Here is a 25,340-nt window from a genome sequence, read left to right on the forward strand (position 1 = left end):
TTTTCTTGTTTTCTTTTGTAAAATTCTTTTCATGGTTTTGCTCCTTTATTCTTTATGAGTCTAGTTTATCGCAAAAAAAGATGGCTTGCCATAACCTAACCTTACAAAAGAGACTTTAATCTTACATTTTTGTAAGATTGAAGAATATCAAGCAATTTCGCTATCAATATTTTACCATAAAAGAAAGGCAAGAAGAAAACCCTTGCGGATGCAAGGGTTAGGATTCACTACTTTTTCTAATTTCTTCAAGAAACAAGGAAATCATCTATAAACTATTTCCAAATCCGACTCACCAAAACCGTCCATCATTGTCATAAATGGCCTCAGCATCCTTACGTTTGCGTGGTCCTGTTCCGTACATTTCTGCTTCAATCTCTTCCTTAGTTGGCAGAATAGAGGCGAGGATGATGTAGATAATCACACCAATCCCAAAATTTGATATGGTAAAAATGGCAAAGAGAAAGCGGACTAGAGTTACATCAAAATTCCACTTGTCTGATAAACCAGCTAAAACTCCCGATACCATACTATTTCGTTTCATTTTATAAAATTTTGTATTCATGATTTGTTCCTCTTTCGGTATTCTTACAAGTAGTATATCATGAAACGGGGGCACAAACATCAGTCCTTAGGCCGATTTAGGATGACGAGTTTACCACGGCAGACGCCACAGCGATAGCACTTGGTATCAATCTTCCTCTTTCGTTGATAGCGTTGCTGGCAGGATTGACACTGATAAACTAGGAAATTACTTTGGGCTCTCAAAGGGGGAACAAAGCGTAGTCCATCCACTTCTTTCAAAAGTTCCTTAAAATCTCGGTCCTTATGCCGATACCCCTTTTTCTGAAAATAAAGGTGATAGTGACAGAGTTCATGGCGCACGATTTTCCGAAAAACCTCCAAACCAAGTTCATTATAGACCTTGGGATTAAAATCCAAATGCCCATCTTTAGGGAAAAATCGCCCACCTGTCGTTCGCAGACGAGAATTCCATTGGGCTTGGTGTGTAAAAGGTCTACCAAAGTCTTCGAGGGAAACGGACTGAACGTACTCAGTCAGTTTCATCTGGAGCTAGGAGCGACAGATTAACTTTTTCACGTTCAGTATCGATTTTCTTAACCCAAACCGTTACCAAATCTCCAACAGACACCACTTGACTAGGATGTTTGATAAATTTGCGACTCATGTGGGAAATATGGATCAAACCATCCTCGTGAATCCCGATATCAACGAAGGCACCGAAGTCAACGACATTACGCACCACACCTTCTAGCTTCTGGCCGACTTTTAAGTCTTTGATATCCAGTACATCTTGACGGAGTACAGGTGCATCAAAAGAATCACGGAAATCTCGACCTGGTTTGAGAAGGTCGGCAATAATATCTTTAAGGGTTTCTGGGCCAAGATCTAGTTCTTGCGCCATCTCCTTAACTGAAAGGGACTTAAGCTTATTTTGTGCTTCTTCATTCAACTCCTTGATATCCAAGCGTTTGAAAAGCTCCTTAACCGCAGCATAGTTCTCTGGATGAACTCCTGTATTATCAAGGATATTGCTACTTTCAGGAATACGGAGGAAACCTGCAGCTTGCTCAAAGGCTTTGGCACCTAGACGAGGAACCTTCTTGATTTGAGAACGTGAAGTGATTTTTCCTTCTTCCTCACGGTATTTGACGATATTTTCAGAAATGGTTTTATTGAGTCCAGCTACGTGGGAAAGAAGAGCTGGGCTGGCTGTATTGACATTGACACCGACTTGGTTAACCACCGTATCTACGACAAAGTCCAGACTCTCAGACAGTTTCTTCTGACTGACATCGTGCTGGTATTGACCGACACCGATTGACTTGGGATCAATTTTGACCAATTCAGCAAGGGGATCTTGCAAACGTCGAGCGATCGAGATAGCAGAGCGTTTTTCAACGGTCAAGTCTGGAAACTCCTGACGAGCTAGTTCACTAGCAGAATAGACAGAAGCGCCACTTTCATTGACGATAACATAGCTGACTTCTGGAAAATCTTTCAGAACTTCCGCCACAAAGGCTTCACTTTCACGACTGGCCGTTCCATTTCCGATGGCAATAATTTCCACGCCATACTGACCGATCAAGTCGGCTAAGTCTCGCTTGGCTTCTTCGATTTGACGATCGGAGGCTGGTTTTACTGGATAAATGACTTGAGTCGTCAGCATTTTCCCTGTTGCATCAACGACAGCTAGCTTGGCACCTGTACGAAAGGCTGGGTCAAATCCTAGAACCACGCGCCCTTTCAGCGGAGCAACCAAGAGGAGATTGCGCAGATTGTCAGAAAAGAGTTGGATAGCCCCTTCTTCCGCTTTCTCAGTCAACTCTGTCCGAATGCGTCGCTCAATAGCAGGCAATACCTTTTTCTTAACTGACTGTTGGACAACTTCATCTATATAGGCATTTTTGACTTTAAAACGAGCACCAAAGAAAGATAAGATACGGTCCGTCGCATGTTCAAAGCCAACCTTCAAAATACCTAATTTTTCCCCACGGTTGAGAGCCAAGGTACGATAGCCCTGCATGTTGCCAACTGTCTCTGAAAAATCATAATAAATCTGAAAAACTTGTTTTTCATCGAGATTTTCACCCTTGACTTGCGAAGTGATTTTAGAGTGTCTCAACACTTCCTGATAGGTCATAGCACGTAGATTGACATCTTCGGATAAGGCTTCGACCAAGATATCAACCGCACCAGCCAAGGCTTCTTGACCAGTCGCAAATCCTTCACAGACAAACTTCTCAGCTTCTTTCTCCAAGTCAGCTACATCCTGCAAAATCAAGCGAGCAAGAGGAAAGAGTCCAGCTTCACGGGCAATGGTAGCCTTGGTCCGACGTTTTTCCTTATAAGGAAGATAGAGTTCTTCTACATCTGCTAATTTCTCAGCTGCAAGGATAGCTTCTTCCAATTCCTTTGTTAGCTTACCTTGTTCTTGAATCTTAGCTAAGACAGCTTCTTTACGATCGTTGAGATTTGTCAGACTTTTATCCAGATCAATAATGGCCTTAATCGCTACCTCATCCAGACTACCAGTCATGTCCTTGCGATAACGGGCGATAAAGGGAATTGTCGCTCCTTCAGCGGTCAAACTTAGAACGGTATCGATTTGCTTTAAGGTTACACCCAAATCTTGGGAGATTTTTTCATATTTTTTATCCATATACCTATTATACCATAAGGAACAGCCCTTGTTTCGCCCTACCCTTTTTTACCTCTTTGATTATCAAAATAATCCCTTTTCAAGAAAATAATAGTATAATAGAGGTAGAATGTAGAAAAGAGGTAGGCCCATGGCTGTTAAATTTACAAAAACGGATGACTTGGACAAGATGTTTGAAGAATTCGCAAAACTTCCTGACTTAACACAAGTCACTTTTCCAGATGACAAAGATAAAAAAGAAAAAGTTGAGAAGAAAAAATAGATGACGATTTTCCAATCTCTTCCTCCTAGTGTATTACAAGCGGGAGCTATTTTTCTCTCCATCATGATTGAAGCCCTTCCTTTTGTCTTGATTGGGAGTCTCATTTCGGGATTGATTGAGGTCTATATCACACCTGATAAAGTTTATGAGTTTCTCCCTCGCAATCGTTGGGGGAGGATCTTTTTTGGTACCTTCATTGGCTTTCTCTTTCCTTCTTGCGAATGTGGTATCGTTCCGATTATCAATCGTTTTCTGGAAAAGAAAGTGCCCAGCTACACAGCGGTTCCTTTTCTGGTGACTGCTCCCATCATCAATCCTATCGTTCTTTTCGCCACATATTCTGCCTTTGGCAATTCAATAAAACTTGCCTTCTTGCGAGCTCTGGGAGCTATTGTGATTGCTTTGATTCTGGGGATTTTCCTAGGATTTTTCTGGAAGGAACCCATTCAAAAAGAGAATCCTATCGCTTGCCATGAACATGACTTTTCACACTTGGGTCCCGCTAGAAAAGTGTTTCAGATCTTTATACAAGCTATTGATGAGTTTTTCGATATGGGGCGTTACTTGGTCTTTGGCTGTCTCTTTGCGGCTATCGTGCAGGTCTATGTCCCGACTCGGATCTTGACCTCTATCAGTGCAAGTCCAGTCCTTGCGATTCTCTTGCTCATGTTTCTAGCCTTTCTCCTCTCTCTTTGTAGCGAGGCGGACGCCTTTATCGGAGCTTCTCTCCTCTCGAGCTTCGGCCTAGCGCCAGTCCTTGCCTTTCTGATCATAGGCCCCATGCTTGATATCAAAAATCTCCTCATGATGAAACACTATCTCAAAGTGCGCTTCATCTGGCAATTTATGGGTATTGTGACAGTGCTTGTCTTGCTTTATTCTTACATGTTTGGAGTGTTGCTATGATGCGATTTTTCATTTTACTGGGTTATTTTGCCCTAACTCTGTATCTGCAGCTTTCTGGCAAGCTCAGTCACTACATTAACCTCCACTATTCCTATCTAGTCTATATTTCCATGCTCCTTTCTCTTCTATTGGCTCTGGTCCAATTCTATATCTGGATCAAGAAAATCAACTCTCACAGCCATTTAGAAAGTCGTCGAGCTAGACGAATCAGCCTCCTTTTACTGTCACTACCTCTGTTGATTGGGGTTGCCTTTCCGACAGTAAGTTTGGACTCGAGAACCGTGTCTGCTAAGGGATACCATTTCCCACTTGCTGAGGGAATCGATACTGCTATTCAGGCAAGCGAAGGAACATCCAGTCAATACCTCAAACCCGATACCAGCACCTATTTTTCCAAATCTGCTTATGAAAAGGAAATGAGGTCTACAGCTGACAAATACCTCACCCAACCAACCATTCAAATCACTGATGAAAACTATATGGAGGTCATGGAAGTTCTCTATGACTACCCTCAAGAGTTTGAAGGAAAGAAAATCGAATTTACAGGCTTTGTCTATAACGATCCTAGCCATCCAGATAGCCAGTTCCTCTTTCGCTTTGGAATCATCCACTGTATCGCCGATTCTGGTGTATATGGACTCTTGACAAAGGGGAACTCACGCCAGTATCCTGACAATACTTGGATCACCGCTAGCGGAACCCTGACTCTCCACTACCATAAAGAGCTCAAACAAAAACTCCCAACACTAGAGGTTGAGAGTTTCACAAAAGTAGACAAACCAGAAAATCCTTATGTCTATCGCGTGTTTTAATAAAAAGTAGCCTGAACAGGCTACTTTTTATTATTTAGCAATTTTCTAACCTCTTGAGCACCAATCTGATCGCCTGCCTTTTCAAAAAGAGCGATAGCTTGTAAAAAATTTTCATGTGATTCTTCAGGATTTTGTATCGAACCAATCTCTCCTAAACCTCTATAAGCACAAGCTTGGGCAATCAAATCATCTGTTTGCAAAGCTTGTTTTAAGGACTGTTCCATATACATGAATGCTTCTGCTACTTTCCCTAGCTTTAATCGTAAATAACCTTGCTCATAATTGTTAACAGAAGATTTGAGGGTATCCTCTGTAAAAGCTTCTTCAATGATTTTTTGCTCTCTTTCGATATAGAAAAGGGCTGTTTGAAATTCATTCATTTCACGATAAACCATGGCTAACTGATGATAGCCTATATGTTCATTTTCTGGGTCGCCTTTAGTTCGTGCTAAGTCAATGTAACGCTGATAGATACTTAAGCACTCGTTGTATTTTTGCTCTTCAAGATAAATATACCCCATCAAATTTAACAAACTAAAATCCGTGCAAGTTTCCAATGAAAAATCAGCCTCAACTAATTTTTTAGCCTCTTCAATCTTGCCCTCAAACAATAAATCCCATGCTTGATTCATACATATCCTCCTGCTTCTTACGTTGTATAGAAATCTATTGATAAATCGCTATCAGACTTGTATTTTTTCCAAGCTAAACTGAATCCATAATAATCTTCAAATTCAGGGTGCCAGTCATAATAAAGTGGGATACGACTATATTTTCTTGCAACAACTTCGTCTTCAAATTCTGGAGATTCCCCTGCAGTAATACCAAATTGAAGACCATTTAGTTCCCAGCTATTGCCCCAAACATTTTCATCAGAAAGAACATCGATCCATCTCGAGGCATCAATATCAAAATCTGCACATAATTCCAGTTCATAGAATCTTCTACAATTAATCTCTGAAGGTTTTATATAAAGGGCGCTATCAACTTGGTACTTTTTATCTCTGACTTGAATCTGTGTGATTTTCATTGGAATCGGAACTCCATTTAATTCTAACCAGAAATATCCTAAAGGAGTTTTGATACTATAATATGTTTGCTGAGAGTTGGGGTTAGCGTTTTTAGAGCAAACATCTAGAATTCTTCCTAGCTTTTTTAAATTTCTAAAAACGTTTTTCGAAGTGATTGGGTCGAAATGTGAATACCTACGAACGACACGTTTTAACTTTTCAACAGGAAAAGTGATATCCTTTGGTAGGGCATGATACTTCTGTACAACTAAAGCAGTTTTTTCAGTATTTTCCTTCCCGACTGGGACAATAACAGCGTGTCCTATATGGATATTTGGGTCATCACAGATATACGTATAGCCATTCCCTCCCTCCTGAAACTCAACCACAACAAGATTTAACTCTTGATCTGGATCAAAGAGAGGCTCTACCTTGTCTACTTCTTGGCGCTCATAAAAAGTAAAGTGATCTCCATCCCCGTCTTCTCCAAAAACCATGAAACTGCCACACTCAGGGCACTTCCACATATAAAATGACGCTTCAGAAATATCATCATAAGAAATTTTATTATGGTCGTCAGCTTTATTTATGATTTCTTCAAACAACTCATCTGAATAAACTGAATAAGCATTTGGATCGGGCGCTCGGTGATCATTCATAGCTTGCCCACATTTACATGTCCATTTACCCATAAAAAACCTCAGTCGTGCTCTAATTCTTCAAGGAAAAATTGATTTAGAGCTCTCCAGTCTTTCTTTTCCTCGCTAACACTTTGAACGTATGCATCTAGCTCTTGGATATTAGCTAAAATATAATCTTGAATTGGCATAATCGGATCAATTTCCATACCTTCAGGCTCATTTATCTTAATGTCTAGCAATCTTGAAACATGCTCCTGCATTTGAGACGGAAGTAATTCTTTGACCAAATCATCAAACAAAATCGGTGGAACAGAATGGTATTTTTCAATCCAACGACAAGCCAAAATGGGACGCAGCGCATAGAAATACTTTTTAGGTTTGACCTTGTCTCCTGAAAGATACTTATTCATTTGAGTTCTAGCAGTGTTCAAGTAATGGTGGAGCATTTTCTTCTCAGAAAAATACTGGTTGGCAAGAGGACGCATGCGCTCGATAAAATCCGTTTGTTGATAGACAATTGGTGACTGTAACCATTCAAACAGTGTAGGATTTGACTTATAAAGGAGTTTTAAAGTCTTGTCTAAATCCCAACCACTCACATCCCAAGTATCGTCAATTGGTAGCTCGATAACATCACGCTGTTCATTCAAACGGAGATAAAAATCTTGCTTGTGTTTGTAGATAAATCGTACATCAAAGTCACTATCGGGAGACTCAAAACCCCAAGCACGACTACCAGACTCAATAGCCCATAAAACTCTAACACCATAATCACGCTCAATTTCTGCTAATTTTTCCGGTACCAAAATATTCATTTCTTCTTGCGTTTGCATAATAAAGCCTCGTCTATAATTTGGACATAAATAGTTACTAAAATAGGTAACTAAGAGGACTGAAAGTGCATTATATCACACTTTCAAAACTACTAAAAAAAACTAATCCTCCTAGTAGCTTTTTCAGACATTTTCTATACCTGAGACCCTTGAATGACAGATTCTCCATCCTTCCAGTTCCGAGCAATTTCTTCGTCTTTCTGGAGTTGGTCTACGAGCTCGTCGATGGAGTCAAATTTGACCATATCGCGGATACGATCCAGCCAGTAGACCATGACTGTCTCACCGTAAATATCGTCTGAAAAGTCGAAAATATTGACTTCAAAACGTGGTTCTTCTCCATCAAAGGTAACATTTTTGCCAACGCTCGCCATTCCACGATATCTCTGACGTTGCACTTCGATATCGACTACGTAAACACCGTCCGCTGGCATGTAAGTTCGGTCTCTTAGGACCAGATTGGCTGTTGGATAACCAATAGTCCGCCCACGAGCATTTCCATGAACGACCATCCCACGAGATGGGAGCGGTGTGCCGAGCAGATGATTGACTTCCTTTACATCTCCATCAAGAATAGCCTGACGAATCCGTGTAGAACTAATCTTGCCCTTTTCATCCTCAACTGGAGGAACAATGATGATCTCTCCATCAAAATAGTCCTTCAGGTCATCCGCAGCTTTCTTATCTGAGCCAAAGGTATAGTCAAATCCTGCTACAATAATCGCTGGTTTTAAAGCTCGAACATAGGTATCAAAGAATTCTTGACCGGTTAGATTGGCAAATTTGCTACTAAAGTCAAGTAAGAAAAGAGCCTCTACTCCGTGCCACTTCATCTTGTGCTCTCGTTCCTCATGATTGACGATGTGAAGCATGAGTTCAGGTTGGTAAGGTTGTAAGGCAAGTTTTGGCGATTCTGTAAAGGTCATCACGACAACTGGCAGATAATCCTTCATCGAAGCCTTGCTGGCCACTTCAAAGAGTTTCTGATGTCCCTTGTGGATACCATCAAAATAACCTAGTACAAGGACTGTTTTCCCTGGTACTGCAATATCTTTTTCGTTCTTAATAGGTACTGTTGTAATCATGAAACTATTATATCATAGAGAAAGTCTTTTCGCTAAGAGGAAATCCCAAATGTTGTTTTTTGCACCTGAACTGACCGTAAGAGAAAATTTAGCACTTTAGTTTAAAAAAATAGCACCTCATAAGAGATGCTATCATTTGGTAACTAGTCTATTGTTTCTTCCATATCTTTTAACTTAACCGAAACAATCTTAGAAACACCTGATTCTTGCATGGTAACTCCATAGATAGAGTCCGCCGCCGCCATCGTCCCCTTACGGTGGGTTACGACGATAAACTGACTATCCTTGTCAAAGCGGTTGAGATAGTCCCCAAAGCGTTTAACATTGGCTTCGTCCAGCGCCGCCTCTACCTCGTCCAAGATGACGAAAGGAATGGTCTTAACTCGGATGATTGAGAATAGCAGAGCCAGAGCAGATAGGGCTTTTTCACCACCACTCATGAGGTTGAGAGATTGGATTTTCTTACCTGGTGGTTGAACAGAAATCTCCACACCAGCTGTTAAAAGATCGCCCTCAGTCAATATCAAGTCTGCCTGACCACCGCCAAACATCTGTCTAAAGGTCACTTTAAAGGACTCACGAATAGCCTCAAAGGTTGATTTGAAGCGCTCCTTAACCTCATCATTCATCTCTGTGATGGTCTCAAGGAGTAGGTTTTTCGCAGACAAAATATCATCTCGTTGACTATTGAGGAAGTCCAGACGGTTGTGAACTTCTTCGTACTGGTCAATAGCGTCTAAGTTGACAGGACCCAGCGAGCGAATAGCCTTCTCAAGATCTTTAACCTCTTGCTCTGCCAGATTGAGATCTTCCAGTTTATGCGCTTTTTCTAGAGCCTCAGTGTAGCTGATCTGGTACTGGTCAGTTAATTGAGCTTGTAGATAGCGCAAGTGTTCGCTGACCTTTTCCTTTTTGGCTTCAGCACGTGTCTGTTTACGAATCCACTCCTCATTCTGCTGGCGAGCCTGGTCCAAATGGCTGGCAATATCATCCAGTTGACCCTCGATATCATCTAATTCAAACTGCTTGCGAATCAGACCTTGTTGAAGATTGGCTTTCTGAGTTTTGGCCTCTTCCACCTGCTGGCTTAGCAAATCCGTATCCACTTTCTCAAGATTATCAACCTTTTCTTGGAGAAGGCGCTGAATTTCCTCTTGTTCGAGATTGAGGTTATCCAATTCCTTATCTAAGCGTTCAATATCAGTAACTTCGTACCGCTTTTGTCCTTGCAGTTCTGACTTAAGCAGGCGCGCTTGAGAAATCTGTTCCTGCAAGTTTTGATAACGTTCTTGAATAGCGTTTTTGTTAGACTTAATCTCTTCAATCTCAGCTTCCAGATTTTGCTTTTCACTGGCGATAGTAGCGAGGCGCTCTTGGCATTTTTCCCTGTCCGCTTGCCAATCTCCTTCAGATAGGCGATTTAATTCCTCTTCTTGAAGTTTCCAAAGCGTTTCCAGTTCTTCGACCTGCTGATTGGTTTGTTGATAAGCAAGATACAAACCTTGCTCCTGAATACGAGCTTGCTCACCCTGAGATTTGATAGCTTCTAATCTTTCTGCCAATACCGCCATCTCATCTTGCAAAGTCTTCAAACTCGCTTCTTCTGACCGCAAGTTAGCTTCTTCCTCAGCAATTTCTTTTTGTAATTGCTCTAGTTCTGGCTTGATGAAGATACTGTTATTTTGACGATTGGCACCCCCCGCGTAGGAACCACCTGTGCGCAATTCGGTACCATCAAGCGTCACCATGCGAACCTGATAACGAACTTGGCGAGCTGCCGTACGCGCGTGTTCTACTGTGTCAAAGATAGCCGTCGTAGCTAACAAATTCTTAAAAATGGCTTCTAGTCTCTTGTCAAACGACACCAACTCATCTGCCATTCCCAGAAAGCCTGGACTTGATGCGATAGCATCTTGATTCTGATTAGAGATTGTACGCGCCTTAATTGTCGTCAAAGGAAGGAAGGTTGCACGACCGGCTCTGTTGCGCTTGAGGAAATCAATAGCCTTAGTCGCCGCCTTCTCATCTTCTACGATGATGTGCTGACTGCTTGCTCCTAGCGCAATCTCAAGAGCTGTTTGATAATGAACATCAAAAGTCAAATGTTCACTAACCGCACCAATAATGCCACCTAGGCGGTCTTTTTCTTGGAGAACACTCTTAACACCCGCATAAAAATTGCTATGATTTCTAAGGATATTCTCTAAACTTTGGGCTCTAGCCTGCTTGTTTTTGAGACTATCCAGACGGTCAAAGAGTTGGCTCTGCTGAGCTTGGAAAGAAACTTTCTGTTCCTCTTGTTCCTTGGCACTAGCTTGGTAGTCTGCCAATAGTTTTTGAACCTGCTCCTTGGCAGTTTCAAGCTCAGCCTGTTGTTGACTGGCCTTTTCTTTAGCTGTAGCCAGTTGTTCTTTCAATTTCTCAAGTTGATCTGCTTGTTTTTGAGATAGTTGACGGCTGTTTTCCAGTTCATTCTCGATGCGGGTCAGTTGGTTTGAGACATCCGCTTCTTCTTGTAAAAGCGCCACAAAACGTTCGCGCAAGAGCTCAATCATCTGGTCAGGATCATCTGAAAAAGATAGCAATTCTGCTTCTAAACGATTGAGTTCCTTGTTATTTTCAGCTAGATTTTCCTCTAACTGTGCCAAGTTCACTTCTTTTTCAGATTTCTCTGTACTTAGAGTCTTTCTCTTATCTTCCAAAGCAGTCAAACGGGCTTGTGCTTCTTGTTGATTGAGGGCTACTTGCTCGGACTCCAGTTTTGATAGGGCTAATTTTCGTTCTAAATCACTTATCAGATTTGTCAGATCCATCAAACTTCCTTGGTCTTTGGATATTTGAGCTTGGAGATCTTGGCGTTTCTTTTTAAGAGTTTGATTTTCTTCTTCTAACTCTTCACGCTTTTGGTAATAGCTAGTCAAGAGTTCCTGAACTTGCGTTAGCTCTTCTTCTGTCAGCTCTAGTTCGGCCTTATTTTCCTTGATTTGGGCAACCAGTACATCCAAGTAAATCGCCTTACGTTGACCATCCAAGTCTAGAAACTTCCTAGCATTCTCGGCTTGTTTTGCAAGGGGCTTGATTTGATTGTCCAACTCATAGATAATGTCCTCTAAGCGGTCGAGATTGTCTTGAGTTTGTTGCAGTTTGCTTTCTGTTTCTTTTCGGCGAGTCTTGTATTTCAAAACACCCGCAGCTTCTTCAAAAATAGCACGGCGTTCCTCTGGCTTGGAATTAAAAATCTCCTCAACCTTCCCTTGGGAAATGATGGAGAAGGAATCCCGTCCCAAACCAGTATCCAAGAAGAGGTCGTGGATATCACGCAAGCGCACTTTCTTTCCGTCAATTCGATACTCGCTATCTCCACTACGATAGATATGGCGTTCTACCTTAATAACTTGCCCCGAATCCTTGATAAAACCATCTTCATTATCCAAGGTCACGACAACAGAGGCATAATTGAGCGGTTTACGACTTTCAGTCCCAGCAAAAATGACATCGGGCATCTTGCCACCACGAAGGCTCTTGACACTGGACTCCCCCAGTGCCCATCGCAGACTTTCTGTGATATTTGACTTCCCAGAACCATTTGGCCCAACGACAGCTGTCACACCTTGGTCAAAGACGACCTTTGTCTTGTCAGCAAAGGACTTGAATCCCTGAATCTCAATCTCCTTTAAATACATGAATCCAGCCCTTTCTCAACTGCATTTTTTGCGGCCTCTTGTTCTGCCAATTTTTTAGAACGTCCTTGACCTTTTCCGATACTCTTGCCCTCAACAAGAACTTCTACATCAAAAACCTTATCATGGGCAGGCCCCGTCTCAGAGGTCACCTGGTAGCGAATATCCACATCTCCATTGACCTGGAGCAACTCTTGCAGGTGTGTCTTGTAATCCTTAATCATTTCAAAGTCACCTGCTTCAACCTTGGGAATCATGACCTGATAGATGAACTCTTTTACTCTAGCAACATCCTTGTCCAAAAGCAATGCTCCCAAAAAGGCTTCAAAGGCATCTCCAAGAATGGTGTCACGATTGCGCCCACCAGACTTTTCTTCTCCTTTTCCTAGCTTGATAAACTGATCAAACTGGCAATCACGCGCAAAACCAGCCAAACTCTCCTCACGGACAATCATAGCACGGAGCTTAGACAAATCTCCCTCAGGTTTCTTAGGATATTTTTTATACAGGTATTCTGAAATCAATAATTGCAGAACAGCGTCTCCTAAAAATTCCAAGCGCTCATTGTGTGAAATTTTTAAGAGGCGGTGCTCATTGGCATAACTCGTATGAGTAAAGGCAGTTTCTAGTAGCTTTTTATCTGCAAATTCGATTGCAAAACGCTTCTTTAGTACAGTTTGTAATTCTTTCATACCAACCTCTTTCTAACTGATAACGGTCTCTTTTATTATATCAAAAAAAGCCCCCTGAGTCACTTTAAAACGAGAGTGAAGGGGATTTGAACATTTTTTAGAACAAACTTTTCATTTTTAGGGAAAAACTTGGGACGAGATAAAGAAAAAAGCCTTATTTAAGGCTTTCATAGGCTATTTACATCCACCCTGAGGGAATCGAACCCCCATCTCAAGAACCGGAATCTTACGTGATATCCATTACACTAAGGGTGGAAACTTGTCTTATTATAACAGAAATTTGCTCTAATAACAAGTTTTTTATGGGTAGACTAAGCGTCCATTAGTGGGATGCGTCCCCGTTCCAGATAGAGTTTTTCACGATAACATAATCAACGTGTTTGAGGTCAGCAACCTTGCGTCCACCTGCATAAGAGATAGCACTTTGCAAGTCCTGTTCCATCTCGGTAAGGGTGTCTTGCAAATGCCCTTTAGCAGGCAGTAAGATTCGCTTACCTTCCACATTTTTATATGCTCCCTTTTGGTATTGAGAAGCTGAACCATAGTATTCTTTGAACTGTTCCCCATCAACTTCGATTGTCTTTCCAGGGCTTTCGATATGTCCTGCAAATAGGGAACCAATCATGACCATGCTGGCACCGAAACGGATAGACTTGGCAATATCACCATGAGTACGAATGCCACCATCAGCGATGATCGGTTTGCGAGCAGCCTTAGCACACCAGCGAAGGGCTGCCAACTGCCAGCCACCTGTACCAAAACCTGTCTTGACCTTGGTAATACAAACCTTACCAGGACCGATTCCAACCTTAGTGGCATCCGCTCCAGCATTTTCCAATTCACGCACAGCTTCTGGTGTTCCTACGTTACCAGCAATGACAAAAGTATCTGGTAATTCTTTCTTGATGTGTTGGATCATAGAAATCACGCTATCCGCATGACCATGGGCAATGTCAATCGTGATATACTCAGGAGCATCAGCCTTGAGTTGGCTAACAAAATCATACTCGTAATCCTTGACACCGACTGAAATAGAAGCAATGAGCCCTTGATCGTGCATGCGTTTGATAAAAGGAATGCGCCCAGCCTCATCAAAACGATGCATAATGTAGAAGTAGCCACCTTTAGCCAGTTGTTCTGCTACGTTCTCATCCAAAATCGTCTGCATATTTGCAGGTACAACAGGTAGTTTGAAAGTGTGATTTCCAAGTGTGACGCTTGTGTCTGCTTCTGCACGGCTTTTAATGACACATTTATTTGGGATCAACTGAATATCTTCGTAATCAAAAATTGGAAATTCATTTAACATATCGCTGTCTCGTTTCTTTTGTAATGACCTACCTATGCTTACGCATCCCTACGCCTTTTTCCGACGTTTCCTTGACATATTATAAACCAAAGTACAGTTTTTGTCAAATATTTTTAATAATCAAATTATATTGTTCGGGAATTACTTATATAAATATCAAAAAAGTGAAGAGGTTAGTTTCTCCCCACTTCTTTATCAATATTCCTTTTAAAAATTTCTTCTGAACTTTCCATCATTTCACAAAATGCACTATAGGATGAGGCATTCTGAGGAATTTGGATAGACAATTTCTTCAACAAAGCTCCATAACCTGCTAGCTTTCCTATTTCACTATTTACTGACTGCTCCATACTAGGAAAAATCAATCCAGCTTTCTCAGCTTTTAAAATATAAGAATAGGAAATCAGCTGGAATAAGTCCTCGCGATTGATTCCTTTTTCAGTGAACTCCAGTTTTTTATATTTAGCATCTAGAACTATTTTTAACTCTTTACGATAAAAATCTGGAAATACTTTTCTTTCACGATTAGAAAATACTGAAATTCCGTCCGTCTTATCCTTATTTCGTGGATGTATGAAATCTTTTAGCAACAGGGTGTAAATATACTCTTCCCAGAGCCAGGAAACATCGAAAAGAATACCATGGATTTTTTGTTCCTGATCCCCTAGACCGTGCTTTTCTTGGCTTAGGATCATAAGACAAAGTTCTTGTAACTTTCTGTACTCTCTGAAATAGGCGTGTCGGATAGGTTTGATTTTATTCATTCTAATAATCTTGGCACGATCAGCTAGTTTATAAGCTGAGGTTACACGAGTAATTTCAGTTATATTTTCACGATTACTATCGAGTAGAACTCCGAAATTTTTCTGATTCTTTATGTACTCAATCGTATGCCGAATCAACTGCATGAGTGGATTATCATAGGTGAACTCCCTAGTGGTATAGGCAATATTCCCCATAAAAGGAACATTTCTTTTAAGATGGTTTCCAACATCTATCACTCCCTTTACATGACTGTCGTTATGAGAAAATCTCTGGTATTCCTTATAAAAACCTTTTCGGAGAGCGGCTTGCAGATATTTTGGAAAGAGGTAAATCAAAAGCTGATAGAGCTTATCTTCGGGAGATAGTCCAACATCCAAACTAGTCAGATTGATATTGAGAACCTTTTGTAAAAGATAATGTAAAAAATGGTCGTTACTTTTATCAGAAAAACGAGAGGAAATCGTCAATCTTTCCTGACCACACCCCAGAAAACCAATCACATTTCCAGTCTTAGTTTCCTGATTGACAGTTTCAAAAATCTTTTGGTCCTTATCCAAATCTGGAGAATGCTTCAAATCATTTGGGAAAATAAAGATACTGTCCTCTCGAGAAAGATTATCCAGTGTTCTATCAAGAAGGGCTTGACTTAGGTTGGGATATTCTGCGACAAAGTCTTCTTTAGCAATTCTATGCTGATTATCGGTTATCCGCATCATTATCACCAGTATCTTGGGGTTCTGTTTGCTCTTTATTTGTCAGATCAAATGCTTTTTTCAATGTTGCCAGAGTTTCAGACTCTTCATAAGAACCCCGTAAGTAATCTTCCAAAAGTGGTTTGAGATAATCAGACCAGAGTAATTCATAGTCAAAGTCTACATCCTTCAGCTTAAGGAAATAACTTGGACCGATATGATAATGACTGTTTAACTCCTGAACTTTTTCGATTTCATCATTCAAGTTTCTTAGACGAATTTTAGCTTCTTCGGCTTTATCACTAAGCACCTCATCAAGCATACCAAGTTGACTTTCAGCAGTAACTTCAACAAAGCGGAAACGACGACGCATAGCAAAATCAAAGGTATCTACCGAACGGTCAATATCATTCATTGTTCCGATGATGTAAACATTTTCGGGGATATAAAATTTTTCATCACTTTCATGTAGATTGGCATATTGGGTAGATACACTTCCCTTTTCACCACGATAGTCTTTATCAATTGAGAAAAAGAGTTCGCCAAAAATCTTAGAAATCTCCCCACGATTGATTTCATCAATGATGAAGACGAATTTCTTGTCTGTGTCAATTTCTGTTGGAGAAATATAATCTTTCAGACCAAATCTTTTCTTTAAAGTTTCTAGGACTTTTTTTCCTTGATTACGATAATAGGGCTGTTTCAGATATTTTTCATCTTTATAGAGTTCATAAACATAAGATTTTGTTAAGCAAGTTCCTTGGGCTTTAGTTTCATAATTGATATTAAAATTATTTCGACTATTTACTGTGAGATAGGAAAATTCTGTCAAATATTCTTTTTCATCTCTGCTATTTACATATTCAAGATAAAGATCCCAAGCTTCATCAAAATTATCTTGTCCTCCAGTTTTCTGAGCTTCTTTAGCCTTCTGACAAAACTTCTTAAAGATACCATCTTCTAGCCTAAACTCAATAGCTCCATCCCCATTTGATACTGGTCTTAAACCCTCCACAAAATCCGTATAATCATAGGAAGGGTGAAACTGTACAAATTCGATTTGGTCTTCGTTGCCACCCGTTAATTCTTTAGCAATTTCTTTAGCAAGATAAGTTTTTCCTGTACCAGGAGCACCACGGAGAATGAGGTTTTTGGATTGTAATAAGATATTACTCAAGGGATGATGAATACTATTTTGTTCAGACATTTCTTTCTCTCCTTGCTTATTATCACTGTCTATAAAATCTTTTGAATATTCAAATAAAACACTACCCAAAATTGAAGATTCTAGTTCAGGATAGGTTTTAGAAAATAGTTTACAAATCTCATGATTCTGACGATAGGGTCCTCCTTGATTACTTTGAGGAATCAACCTATTCCAAAATTCATTCTGACTATTCATATTTACTCCTAAAAAAGAATGGTTCTCAGAATAAATACAAAGTAGTTTTGTCACCACAGCAGAACGACCAATAAATTCATTTGTTGACTTTTTCATATCAAATATAGGATTGTCAAAATCGAGTTTACTACCGATTTGAATAATCTGATACAGATCTCTTTTTAGTTTATTAAAACGTTGCTCCAATTCAGATATAGGAATGATTTTATTAGCTTGATTTTTATAGCTTTGGGTATCCTCATTCCAATAAATACCAAATTTTGAAGAGCCTCCTCCTCCAATACCTAAAAATAAAGATTTGTATTTCCCCCTCTCAAGACTATAGCAAAAAGAATTACTTTTAGCACCTTTCCCAATAACATAATCATCAATAGACATGGTTAAAATTCTATCAAGTGGCCATTCTTTAAGAAATTCTTCACGTAATTGTTCATTGTAAATACTATACTTAGATGCATCTTCTCTTAATCTTATTTTATTTTCTTGGTACCAAGCATAAAAATCTTCCAAGCCAAGCTTTCTTTTATCCATCAATCTTACTCCTTTTATAATACTGTTCGAATAAAAAACTATCTATTTCCAAACATTTCATATATAGAATATCATATCTATTTAAAAAAGAAAAGAAATTCTAAAAAAAAAGTCCAGTGTTAGGAGCTTCAATGTCTCTTAACACTAGACTTCTTTTTTATCCTAATAATACTCCCCTTGACGATAATCCCATGAGTTAAAGGTATCTGACAAATGAATCATGATTTTATCAATGTCAAGCCCTTTACGGATAACGACTGGTGCTGGTGAGATTGAACGTGCTCCTCCTTGTTCTGGGATGAGTTTTCCGTCCTTATCGACCATAGAAACCATCACACCTTGCTCGTAGCGAGTTTCAATCGTTTTGTCTGGTTGGATTGAAGCAACGTAGTCATCTGCTTCGATGACAAGGTCCACTGCTCCTTCGATACGTTCTCCGATTCCTTCTACCTTACCACGGTTTCCTTTTCCAGATGGGTTGGCTGATGAGGCGTAGACCATCTTGCCTTCTTCCCAAAGTTTAGCAGCCAACTGTTCACCAGCTTTACCAAATTTGATGACAAAACAGCTAGTACCACGAACGTCTGTCATGAGTTCTTCACGACCATCCCCATAAGCTTCGAGTTTCTCAAAGGCTTCTGGTTTCCAAGGAAGGATACAACCGAGAAGAATGTCTTCGTCCCAATGTTTTTGGTAGAAGGCTTCAATTTCTGGATTGAGTTGTGCTAAAGCGCGAAGCTCATCCATGCTACCACAAAGTACAACACCTGGTTTGTTACGGTTACGTTCTTTAGCTTCAAATTTGCGTTCAAGTCCTGCCTTATCGCTCGTCATGATAATGTAACCAACTTTTGTGGGGCAAACGATACATCCGCCCTCACCTTTTAAAATGTCATATCCTTCTTGTGAAAGTGTTCCGTTCCATTGAATGTGTTTTGTCATAGTTCTATAGTTCCTTTTCTATATTTATTCTAATCCTGCCAGTAGGCTGGTCGTTGTTTTTCATAAGCAGCAATCAAGTCTTCATACTGCAAAGTAATACCGATATCATCTAAACCGTTTAAGAGCTTGTGTTTCCATTCACTATCGATTTCGAAAGTGAATTCTCCAACTGGTGAGATGATTTTTTGTTGTTCCAAGTCCACAGTTACCTGGTCAGTTGGTTTGAGCTGGGCTAGTTTCTCTCTAACCTCTCTGGGCTGAACAATAGGCAACATGCCATTATTGAGTTCATTATTGTAATGAATATCCCCAAAAGAACCTGCAATCACGACCTTAAAACCATAGTCGGCTAGAGCCCAAGCTGCGTGTTCCCTTGAAGAACCTGCCCCAAAATTATCCCCTGAAATGAGGATACTGGCTTTTCGGTATTCAGGTCGGTTAAAGACAAAGTTTGGATCCTCTGTGTAGTTATCGTCCAGATAACGCCAAGCATACATAAGGTACTTACCAAAGCCTTTCTTATCGATTAACTTGAGAAACTGCTTGGGGAGTATTTGATCGGTGTCGATGTTATCATTCATGAGAGGAACGGTCGTTCCCGTATAAACTGTAAATTTCTCCATATCCTCTCCTTACTGGGCTTCTGGCATCTGCCGAACATCTACGAAACGCCCTGCGATAGCTGCCGCAGCTGCCATGGCTGGACTGCAGAGATGGGTCTTAGCACCAAATCCTTGTCTGTCTTCAAAGTTACGGTTACTAGTTGAGGCGCAGTGAACACCATCAGGCACCTTGTCCGGATTCATCCCTAAGCACATAGAGCAACCTGGGTCTCTCCACTCAAAGCCAGCGTCTAGGAAAACCTTGTCCAATCCCAACTTCTCAGCAGCTCGTTTCACAGGACGAGAGCCTGGAACCACGATAGCCGTTAAGTTAGGAGCTATTTTCTTCCCTTTGACAAATCGAGCAGCCAATTGCAAATCGCTGAGACGAGCATTAGTACAAGACCCGATAAAGATATAACCTAGTTCAATGTCCGCTGGCTTTTGACCAGGTTCCAAGTCCATGTAATGATAAGCTCGTTCATCATTCATATCCTTAATTTCTGGAAAACTACTGTCAAAGTCAACGCCCATAGCAGGATTGGTCCCCCAGGTCACCATGGGAGCCAAGTCTGAGACATCCATCTGGATAACCTTATCGTAAACAGCATCATCATCACTGACAATTGTTTTCCAATCCGCCACAGCCTCTTCGAAATCCTCTGGAACACATTCTCGTCCTTTGAGATAATCATAGGTGGTCTGATCCGGATTCATGATCCCCATCTTAGAACCAAACTCGATGGACATATTGCAGATGGTCATTCGCTCTTCCATGGTCAGAGCATCAATCGCTTGCCCACGATATTCCACCACATAGCCTACACCACAAGCAACGCCATACTTGGCAATCAAGGCGAGAATGTAATCCTTGGAATAAACTCCTTTTTGAGCAACACCAGTGAATTCTACCAACATTTTCTTGGGTTTAACTTGCCAGAGGGTCTGGGTAGCGAAGACATGCTCGACCTCACTGGTCCCAATCCCAAAGGCGATAGCTCCGAAAGCTCCGTGAGTAGCCGTATGGCTGTCTCCACAGACGATGAATTTTCCTGGTTGGGTCCGTCCTGTTTCTGGACCTACCATATGAACAATTCCCTGCTTTTCAGAACCGTGGGCTGCGTGTTCAATCCCAAACTCCTCAACATTTTCAGCAAGCTTATCAATTTGAGCCTTGGAAATGACATCTCGAATATCATAGATATTGACAGTCGGGACATTGTGGTCAAAGGTTCCAAATGTCAAGTCTGGTCGTCTCAATCTGCGACCTGCGTCTCGTAATCCTTGAAAGGCTTGGGGACTGGTCACCTCGTGAATATAGTGCTGATCTACATACATGAGTTGGGGTTGCCCCTCTTCTCCTGTGATGACATGGCGTTCCCATAATTTATCAAAAATCGATTTTCCTGCCATCCATTACCTCCAAATAAAATATAAGGCTACTAGTGTGGTTACCATCCCAAGAAACCAAACTGTTTTAAAATACCATTTTCTAGTCTTGTGGTGAAAGGCGATTCCTGCTAAACAAGCACCAAATCCACCACAGACAAGTGCTATAGTCAAGAGAATTTTCTCTGGGATGCGCCAAGCACCTCTCCTTGCCTTGGATTTGTCAATGCCATAAATCGAGAAAACCATGACATTCCAAACCAAAAGGACTAGAGTAATTTTTTCATCTAACTTCATAACCTTGCAATAATAGCTTCCGTCATTTCCTTGGTCGAAGCCTGCCCTCCAATATCTCTCGTTAAAATTCCTACTGCCAAACTGGCTTCCACTGCATGTTCGATACGCTCCGCATCCTCATAACGTCCAAAGCTATCTCTCAACATCATGGCAACTGACAAAATCATGGAAATAGGATTGGCAATTCCTTGACCTGCAATATCAGGTGCCGAACCGTGAATGGGCTCATAGAGACTTGGGCCATTTTCAGAGTGACTAGCAGATGGCATGACTCCAAGTGTGCCAGATAGAACGCTTGATTCATCTGATAGAATATCTCCGAAAAGATTTTCCGTTACAATAACATCAAATTTAGCAGGATTGGTAATCATAAGCATAGCAGCTGAGTCCACCAACTGGTGTTCCAAGGTCACATCTGGGAAATCCTTGGCAACCTCCTCAGCTACTCTCCGCCAGAGTTTTGATGTCGCTAGAACGTTTTGCTTATCGATACTAGTAACGATTTTTCTGCGATTGCTTGCGATTTCAAAGGCTTTACGAAGGATCCGCTCCACTTCCTCATAACTGTAGTCGTTGATATCACGCGCTTTGCGCTCTTCAAGGATATGATCTCCAAAGTAAATCCCCCCTGTCAACTCACGTACCACGAAAAAGTCTACCCCAGCAATTCGTTCCGGTTTGAGAGGTGACAAATGCTTGAGACTGTCAAAAATCTTAACAGGCCGAATATTGGCATAGAGATTGAGTTCCTTACGGAGAGCCAGCAAGCCTTGTTCAGGCCGAATCGCTGCCCCATCATACTGGGGACTACCGATAGCCGCTAGGAGAATAGCATCTGCTTCTCTAGATGCCTTGAGGGTTTCATCAGGTAAGGGATGCCCCACAGCATCAATACCCGCACCTCCAAAGGGGCGTCTTTCTATCTCATAGTCAAATCCTGTTTTTGAAGCTAGAGCTTCCAGAACCGCTAAACCAGCTTCCATGATTTCTGGACCGATTCCATCCCCTGCTAGAGCTACTATTTTCTTTGTCATAGCCTTCTCCTTTACACACTAGGCATGTCTCGGTAGGAAACGCTATGCCCCATCTCACCTGCATTCTCTTTTTGAACAAAAGTATTGGCATTGATATAGGCAATAGCGGAAGCCTTCAATACATCGAAATCAAGACCTGCTGCGTTAAAGATGGTTTCTGTATCTCTGTTTTCAACAGTGACCAAGACACGAGCTTGGGCATCGATTCCATCTGTTACCGCGTCAATAGTGTAGGACACCAAGCGGACAGATTGGTTAAAGAACTTATCGATAGCGTTAAAGACCGCTTCAACAGAGCCTTGCCCTGTTGCATTAAATTCGACTTTCTCACCATCCATATTGGCTAGGGTAACAAGCGCTTCAATGTCATTATCTGCATGAGTTTGAAGTTGTAAATCATCAAAATGGAAGCCTTCTGGATTTTCAACCATGGTTCCAGCTACCAGAGCTCGAATATCTGCATCTGTGATTTCTTGTTTCTTATCAGCCAGAGCCTTGAACTTAGCAAAGAGTGGCTTGATATCCTCTTCTGTAAAATCTAGGGCCAGTTCTCTTAGTTTCTCGACAAAGGCATGGCGACCTGACAATTTTCCAAGCGGAAGGCTATTACTCTTGACACCAACCAATTCAGGTGTGATAATCTCATAAGTGAGAGGATTTTTAAGGACTCCATCTTGGTGAATGCCCGATTCATGAGAGAAGGCATTGCCACCAACGACAGCCTTATTTTTAGGAACTGGAATACCTGAGAAGCGAGAAACCATTTCAGACGTATTCATTGTTTCATCCAAAACAATATCACTAGTTGCTTGGAAGAAATCCTCACGAATCTTCAAAGCAACAGCTACTTCTTCAAGAGCAACATTACCTGCGCGTTCACCAATACCATTAATAGTTCCCTGGACACGTCCAGCACCGTGTTTAATTGCTGTCAAAGTATTTGCAGTTGCCATACCGAGATCATCGTGACAGTGAACACCAAAGACAACTTTATGATCTGATTTAATATTTTCAGTCAAGTAATCAAAGATACGTGCAAACTCTTCTGGAGTCGTAAAGCCAACTGTGTCAGGGATATTGATATAAGATGCACCTGCATCGACCGCTGTTTGAACGACTTGCAAGAGGAAATCCAACTCTGTTCTAGTCGCATCTTCAGGAGAGAATTCGACGATTTCAAACTTAGAACGTGCATAAGAAACATGTTCCTTGATAGCTTCTAAAATCTCTTCCTTGCTCTTATTGAGCTTATACTTGCGGTGAATCGGACTGGTAGCGATAAAGACATGAATTTGGGGATACTTGGCATCCTTAAGCGCCTCATAACAAGCATCAATATCAGATTTTACAGAACGAGCTAATCCTGTCACTGCTGTTTTTTTCATAGCTTTAGCGATTTCTTGAACAGCTATAAATGAATCTGGACTAGCAGCCGGAAAACCAGCTTCAATTACAGAAATTCCCCATTTCTCCAGCTGTCTTGCAATAGAAACTTTTTCCTTTATTGAGAAGTTAACACCAGGTGTTTGTTCCCCATCACGAAGGCTTGTATCAAAAAATTCAACTTTACGCATAAGATTTCCCCTTTTCCAAATGTGGTTTTAAAAAAACATCTCGCTCAGAAGCCCAAGCGAGATGTTGATTTACTCCCGCTTGGTAAGCCAAACAGGACTAATGCTTTTGCACTAGCCCGAGTACCTCAACAACAAAGCAAATTGATTAAACTTAGCTGTTTTCATGTTTGACTTTCTCCTTCGTTTGATATCTTGTTTAGTATTTTAGCATAGCTAAAAACACTTGTCAAGAAAAAATCCATTATTTTCTGAAAATTTCTTCAGTAAAGAATATTTTGCTAATTGAAAGTATTTGAAAACTCAATCGAATTTTCTTATTTTTTCACAGTCAAGTTCCAACTTTTTTCGATGAGTTCTATCACTTCTTCATCTTGCAAACTATCATCAAGTGCCAGACTAAGCCAGTAGCGTTTATTCATATGAAAGGCTGGATAAATACCCTTTTGTGAAAGCAGGTCAGCTACTTGGTCGTGTTTGAGGTTGACTGCTTCGACTAGCCCTTCTCTTCCCTTTTCCAGCTTATCCCATGGGATTCTCATCACAACAGCATACCACTTTTGATTGCCTTCATGGCGCAATACAGCTGTATCAGGAGACTTTTCCCACAGATACTCCAACTGATTACCATACTTTTCCTGAACTTGAGCCATGATACGCTTAGTCTGAGGGCAGATAAAATCCTGTACATCAAAGCAAGCCTTCCGAATCTGGTAGAGAGTCTCCAAACAAGCCTCACGGACACTTCCGACAAAACTTCCCCGCATACTTTCCATATGTACTTGAGGATAGAGATCACCAGTTTCCTGGTCAAAGACATGAAATCTCACATTATCAGGAGTGATGGAGAGTGTCATGAAAAATTCACCCTGCAAAATCTGGCAACTATAGGTCCAGACTTCCCCATTTTCCACAAAACCATAGGCATGGGCTTTTTCTTTATTAAACTGATAGGATTTAAAAATTTCAAACATAAGTGAAAACTGCTACCCAAAGCTAGCAGTTCCTTTCTATTTTTTAAAAGACAACCTTAGTTCCATGCAATTGTGTCACGCCCAACTGTTCGATAAAGGTTTGACGGTTGTCCAAATCAATCCCACCACCTGGCAAGATTTCAATTTTACCTTTAGCATGTTCCAAAATTCTGTGATAATGAGCGAAACGTTTCTCTAGCGAGTCACCAGACACACCAGCACGAGTCAAGATACGAGTGACACCAGCTTGGCTGAGCCAGTCAATGGCTTCCAACTGGTCTTCATCACTCAATTCATCAAAGGCCATGTGAAAGACAATTTCCATTCCTTTAGATGCGGCAATCAACTTCTCAAGATTAGGCTTATCTAACTTCTTATCAGCAGTTAAAGCCCCAAATACAACCCCTTGACTTCCAGCCTGAGTAGTCAAACGAATGTCTTCTAGCATGATCGCTATTTCAAGATCAGTATAGACAAAGTCGCCACCACGTGGACGAATCATAGTCATGATGGTGGTGTCGTAGTTAGCTGCCAGTTCAACCGCTGCCTTGGTCACTCCATAGCTAGGTGTTGTTCCACCCACTGCTAGATTGTCACAAAGTTCGATTCGACGAGCTCCAGCCTGCATCGCTTTTTCAAGCAAGGTCACATTTTCAGCACAAAATTCGTAAATCATTTGATTCTCCTTGATGTTTTCTTTGAATTTATTATATCATATTATTTTAAATAT

General features: G+C 41.0%; 23 protein-coding genes and 1 tRNA gene. 3 read left to right on the top strand and 21 right to left on the bottom strand.

What is annotated here, in order from left to right:
* Positions 1-289 precede the first annotated feature (289 nt).
* Genes O3652_RS02925 through O3652_RS02935 form a run of 3 tightly spaced genes read right to left on the bottom strand, consistent with a single transcriptional unit; the run spans position 290 to position 3,181 of the window.
* On the bottom strand, positions 290-562 hold the full coding sequence (locus O3652_RS02925; protein ID WP_001092787.1) for a PspC domain-containing protein: 273 nt from the start codon (positions 560-562) through the stop codon (positions 290-292).
* A gap of 59 nt (positions 563-621) precedes the next feature.
* Positions 622-1,065, bottom strand: coding sequence for a SprT family protein (locus O3652_RS02930; protein WP_000778613.1), 444 nt, complete (start codon positions 1,063-1,065; stop codon positions 622-624).
* On the bottom strand, positions 1,052-3,181 hold the full coding sequence (locus O3652_RS02935) for a Tex family protein (protein ID WP_000359115.1): 2,130 nt from the start codon (positions 3,179-3,181) through the stop codon (positions 1,052-1,054). Before O3652_RS02935 ends, O3652_RS02930 begins: the two co-directional genes overlap by 14 nt.
* Before the next feature lie 130 nt (positions 3,182-3,311).
* On the opposite strand from O3652_RS02935, the gene O3652_RS02940 reads away from it, so the two are divergent.
* The 3 genes from O3652_RS02940 to O3652_RS02950 are packed head-to-tail and all read left to right on the top strand — an operon-like array spanning position 3,312 to position 5,161.
* Entirely contained in the window at positions 3,312-3,443 is a 132-nt protein-coding gene (locus tag O3652_RS02940) for an SPJ_0845 family protein (RefSeq protein ID WP_000268696.1), read from the top strand.
* Positions 3,444-4,349 carry a permease gene (locus O3652_RS02945; protein ID WP_000151876.1) on the top strand — a complete coding sequence of 302 codons (906 nt, stop codon included), beginning with the start codon at positions 3,444-3,446 and terminating at the stop codon, positions 4,347-4,349.
* On the top strand, positions 4,346-5,161 hold the full coding sequence (locus O3652_RS02950; protein WP_000984354.1) for a TIGR03943 family protein: 816 nt from the start codon (positions 4,346-4,348) through the stop codon (positions 5,159-5,161). Before O3652_RS02945 ends, O3652_RS02950 begins: the two co-directional genes overlap by 4 nt.
* A gap of 20 nt (positions 5,162-5,181) precedes the next feature.
* On the opposite strand, the gene O3652_RS02955 is transcribed toward O3652_RS02950, so the two are convergent.
* From O3652_RS02955 to O3652_RS03040, 18 genes are all read right to left on the bottom strand, one after another.
* Entirely contained in the window at positions 5,182-5,793 is a 612-nt protein-coding gene (locus tag O3652_RS02955) for a tetratricopeptide repeat protein (protein ID WP_371590054.1), read from the bottom strand.
* 17 nt (positions 5,794-5,810) lie between these two features.
* Positions 5,811-6,863, bottom strand: coding sequence for a hypothetical protein (locus O3652_RS02960; protein ID WP_371590055.1), 1,053 nt, complete (start codon positions 6,861-6,863; stop codon positions 5,811-5,813).
* A gap of 8 nt (positions 6,864-6,871) precedes the next feature.
* Positions 6,872-7,645 carry a nucleotidyltransferase domain-containing protein gene (locus O3652_RS02965; protein WP_125413118.1) on the bottom strand — a complete coding sequence of 258 codons (774 nt, stop codon included), beginning with the start codon at positions 7,643-7,645 and terminating at the stop codon, positions 6,872-6,874.
* Between the two features lie 134 nt (positions 7,646-7,779).
* A complete protein-coding gene (locus tag O3652_RS02970; RefSeq protein WP_070567505.1) occupies positions 7,780-8,730 on the bottom strand; it encodes a bifunctional riboflavin kinase/FAD synthetase in 951 nt (316 codons plus the stop codon).
* Positions 8,731-8,873: 143 nt separating this feature from the next.
* Positions 8,874-12,413, bottom strand: a complete 3,540-nt coding sequence (gene smc, locus O3652_RS02975; protein ID WP_084937713.1) for a chromosome segregation protein SMC — start codon at positions 12,411-12,413, stop codon at positions 8,874-8,876.
* Positions 12,404-13,102 (bottom strand): ribonuclease III, encoded by a 699-nt coding sequence (gene rnc / locus O3652_RS02980; RefSeq protein ID WP_070567509.1) that lies wholly within the window; start codon positions 13,100-13,102, stop codon positions 12,404-12,406. Before rnc ends, smc begins: the two co-directional genes overlap by 10 nt.
* Positions 13,103-13,285: 183 nt before the next feature.
* A tRNA-Arg gene (locus tag O3652_RS02985) sits at positions 13,286-13,357 on the bottom strand.
* Positions 13,358-13,424: 67 nt separating this feature from the next.
* Positions 13,425-14,411, bottom strand: coding sequence for a GMP reductase (locus tag O3652_RS02990; RefSeq protein WP_000931163.1), 987 nt, complete (start codon positions 14,409-14,411; stop codon positions 13,425-13,427).
* A 173-nt stretch (positions 14,412-14,584) separates the two neighbouring features.
* On the bottom strand, positions 14,585-15,889 hold the full coding sequence (locus tag O3652_RS02995) for an McrC family protein (RefSeq protein ID WP_125413157.1): 1,305 nt from the start codon (positions 15,887-15,889) through the stop codon (positions 14,585-14,587).
* On the bottom strand, positions 15,873-17,801 hold the full coding sequence (locus O3652_RS03000; RefSeq protein ID WP_125413119.1) for an McrB family protein: 1,929 nt from the start codon (positions 17,799-17,801) through the stop codon (positions 15,873-15,875). The genes O3652_RS02995 and O3652_RS03000 overlap by 17 nt, the downstream gene beginning before the upstream one ends.
* A gap of 162 nt (positions 17,802-17,963) precedes the next feature.
* Complete coding sequence (locus tag O3652_RS03005; protein ID WP_125413120.1) at positions 17,964-18,743, bottom strand: L-threonylcarbamoyladenylate synthase; 780 nt, start codon at positions 18,741-18,743, stop codon at positions 17,964-17,966.
* A gap of 29 nt (positions 18,744-18,772) precedes the next feature.
* The gene (leuD, locus tag O3652_RS03010) at positions 18,773-19,366 is read right to left on the bottom strand and encodes a 3-isopropylmalate dehydratase small subunit (RefSeq protein WP_125413121.1); all 594 of its coding nucleotides are present in this window, start codon (positions 19,364-19,366) and stop codon (positions 18,773-18,775) included.
* A gap of 9 nt (positions 19,367-19,375) precedes the next feature.
* Positions 19,376-20,758 carry a 3-isopropylmalate dehydratase large subunit gene (leuC, locus tag O3652_RS03015; RefSeq protein ID WP_125413122.1) on the bottom strand — a complete coding sequence of 461 codons (1,383 nt, stop codon included), beginning with the start codon at positions 20,756-20,758 and terminating at the stop codon, positions 19,376-19,378.
* Between the two features lie 3 nt (positions 20,759-20,761).
* Positions 20,762-21,031 (bottom strand): DUF1294 domain-containing protein, encoded by a 270-nt coding sequence (locus O3652_RS03020; protein ID WP_125413123.1) that lies wholly within the window; start codon positions 21,029-21,031, stop codon positions 20,762-20,764.
* Positions 21,028-22,065, bottom strand: a complete 1,038-nt coding sequence (gene leuB / locus O3652_RS03025) for a 3-isopropylmalate dehydrogenase (protein ID WP_125413124.1) — start codon at positions 22,063-22,065, stop codon at positions 21,028-21,030. Before leuB ends, O3652_RS03020 begins: the two co-directional genes overlap by 4 nt.
* A gap of 11 nt (positions 22,066-22,076) precedes the next feature.
* Complete coding sequence (locus O3652_RS03030; protein WP_125413125.1) at positions 22,077-23,639, bottom strand: 2-isopropylmalate synthase; 1,563 nt, start codon at positions 23,637-23,639, stop codon at positions 22,077-22,079.
* 314 nt (positions 23,640-23,953) lie between these two features.
* Positions 23,954-24,610 carry an MmcQ/YjbR family DNA-binding protein gene (locus O3652_RS03035; protein ID WP_125413126.1) on the bottom strand — a complete coding sequence of 219 codons (657 nt, stop codon included), beginning with the start codon at positions 24,608-24,610 and terminating at the stop codon, positions 23,954-23,956.
* 43 nt (positions 24,611-24,653) lie between these two features.
* Positions 24,654-25,286, bottom strand: a complete 633-nt coding sequence (locus tag O3652_RS03040; protein ID WP_125413127.1) for a copper homeostasis protein CutC — start codon at positions 25,284-25,286, stop codon at positions 24,654-24,656.
* Positions 25,287-25,340: the final 54 nt, after the last annotated feature.

The organism is Streptococcus sp. 27098_8_23 (genome assembly GCF_041432195.1).
GTDB lineage: Bacteria > Bacillota > Bacilli > Lactobacillales > Streptococcaceae > Streptococcus.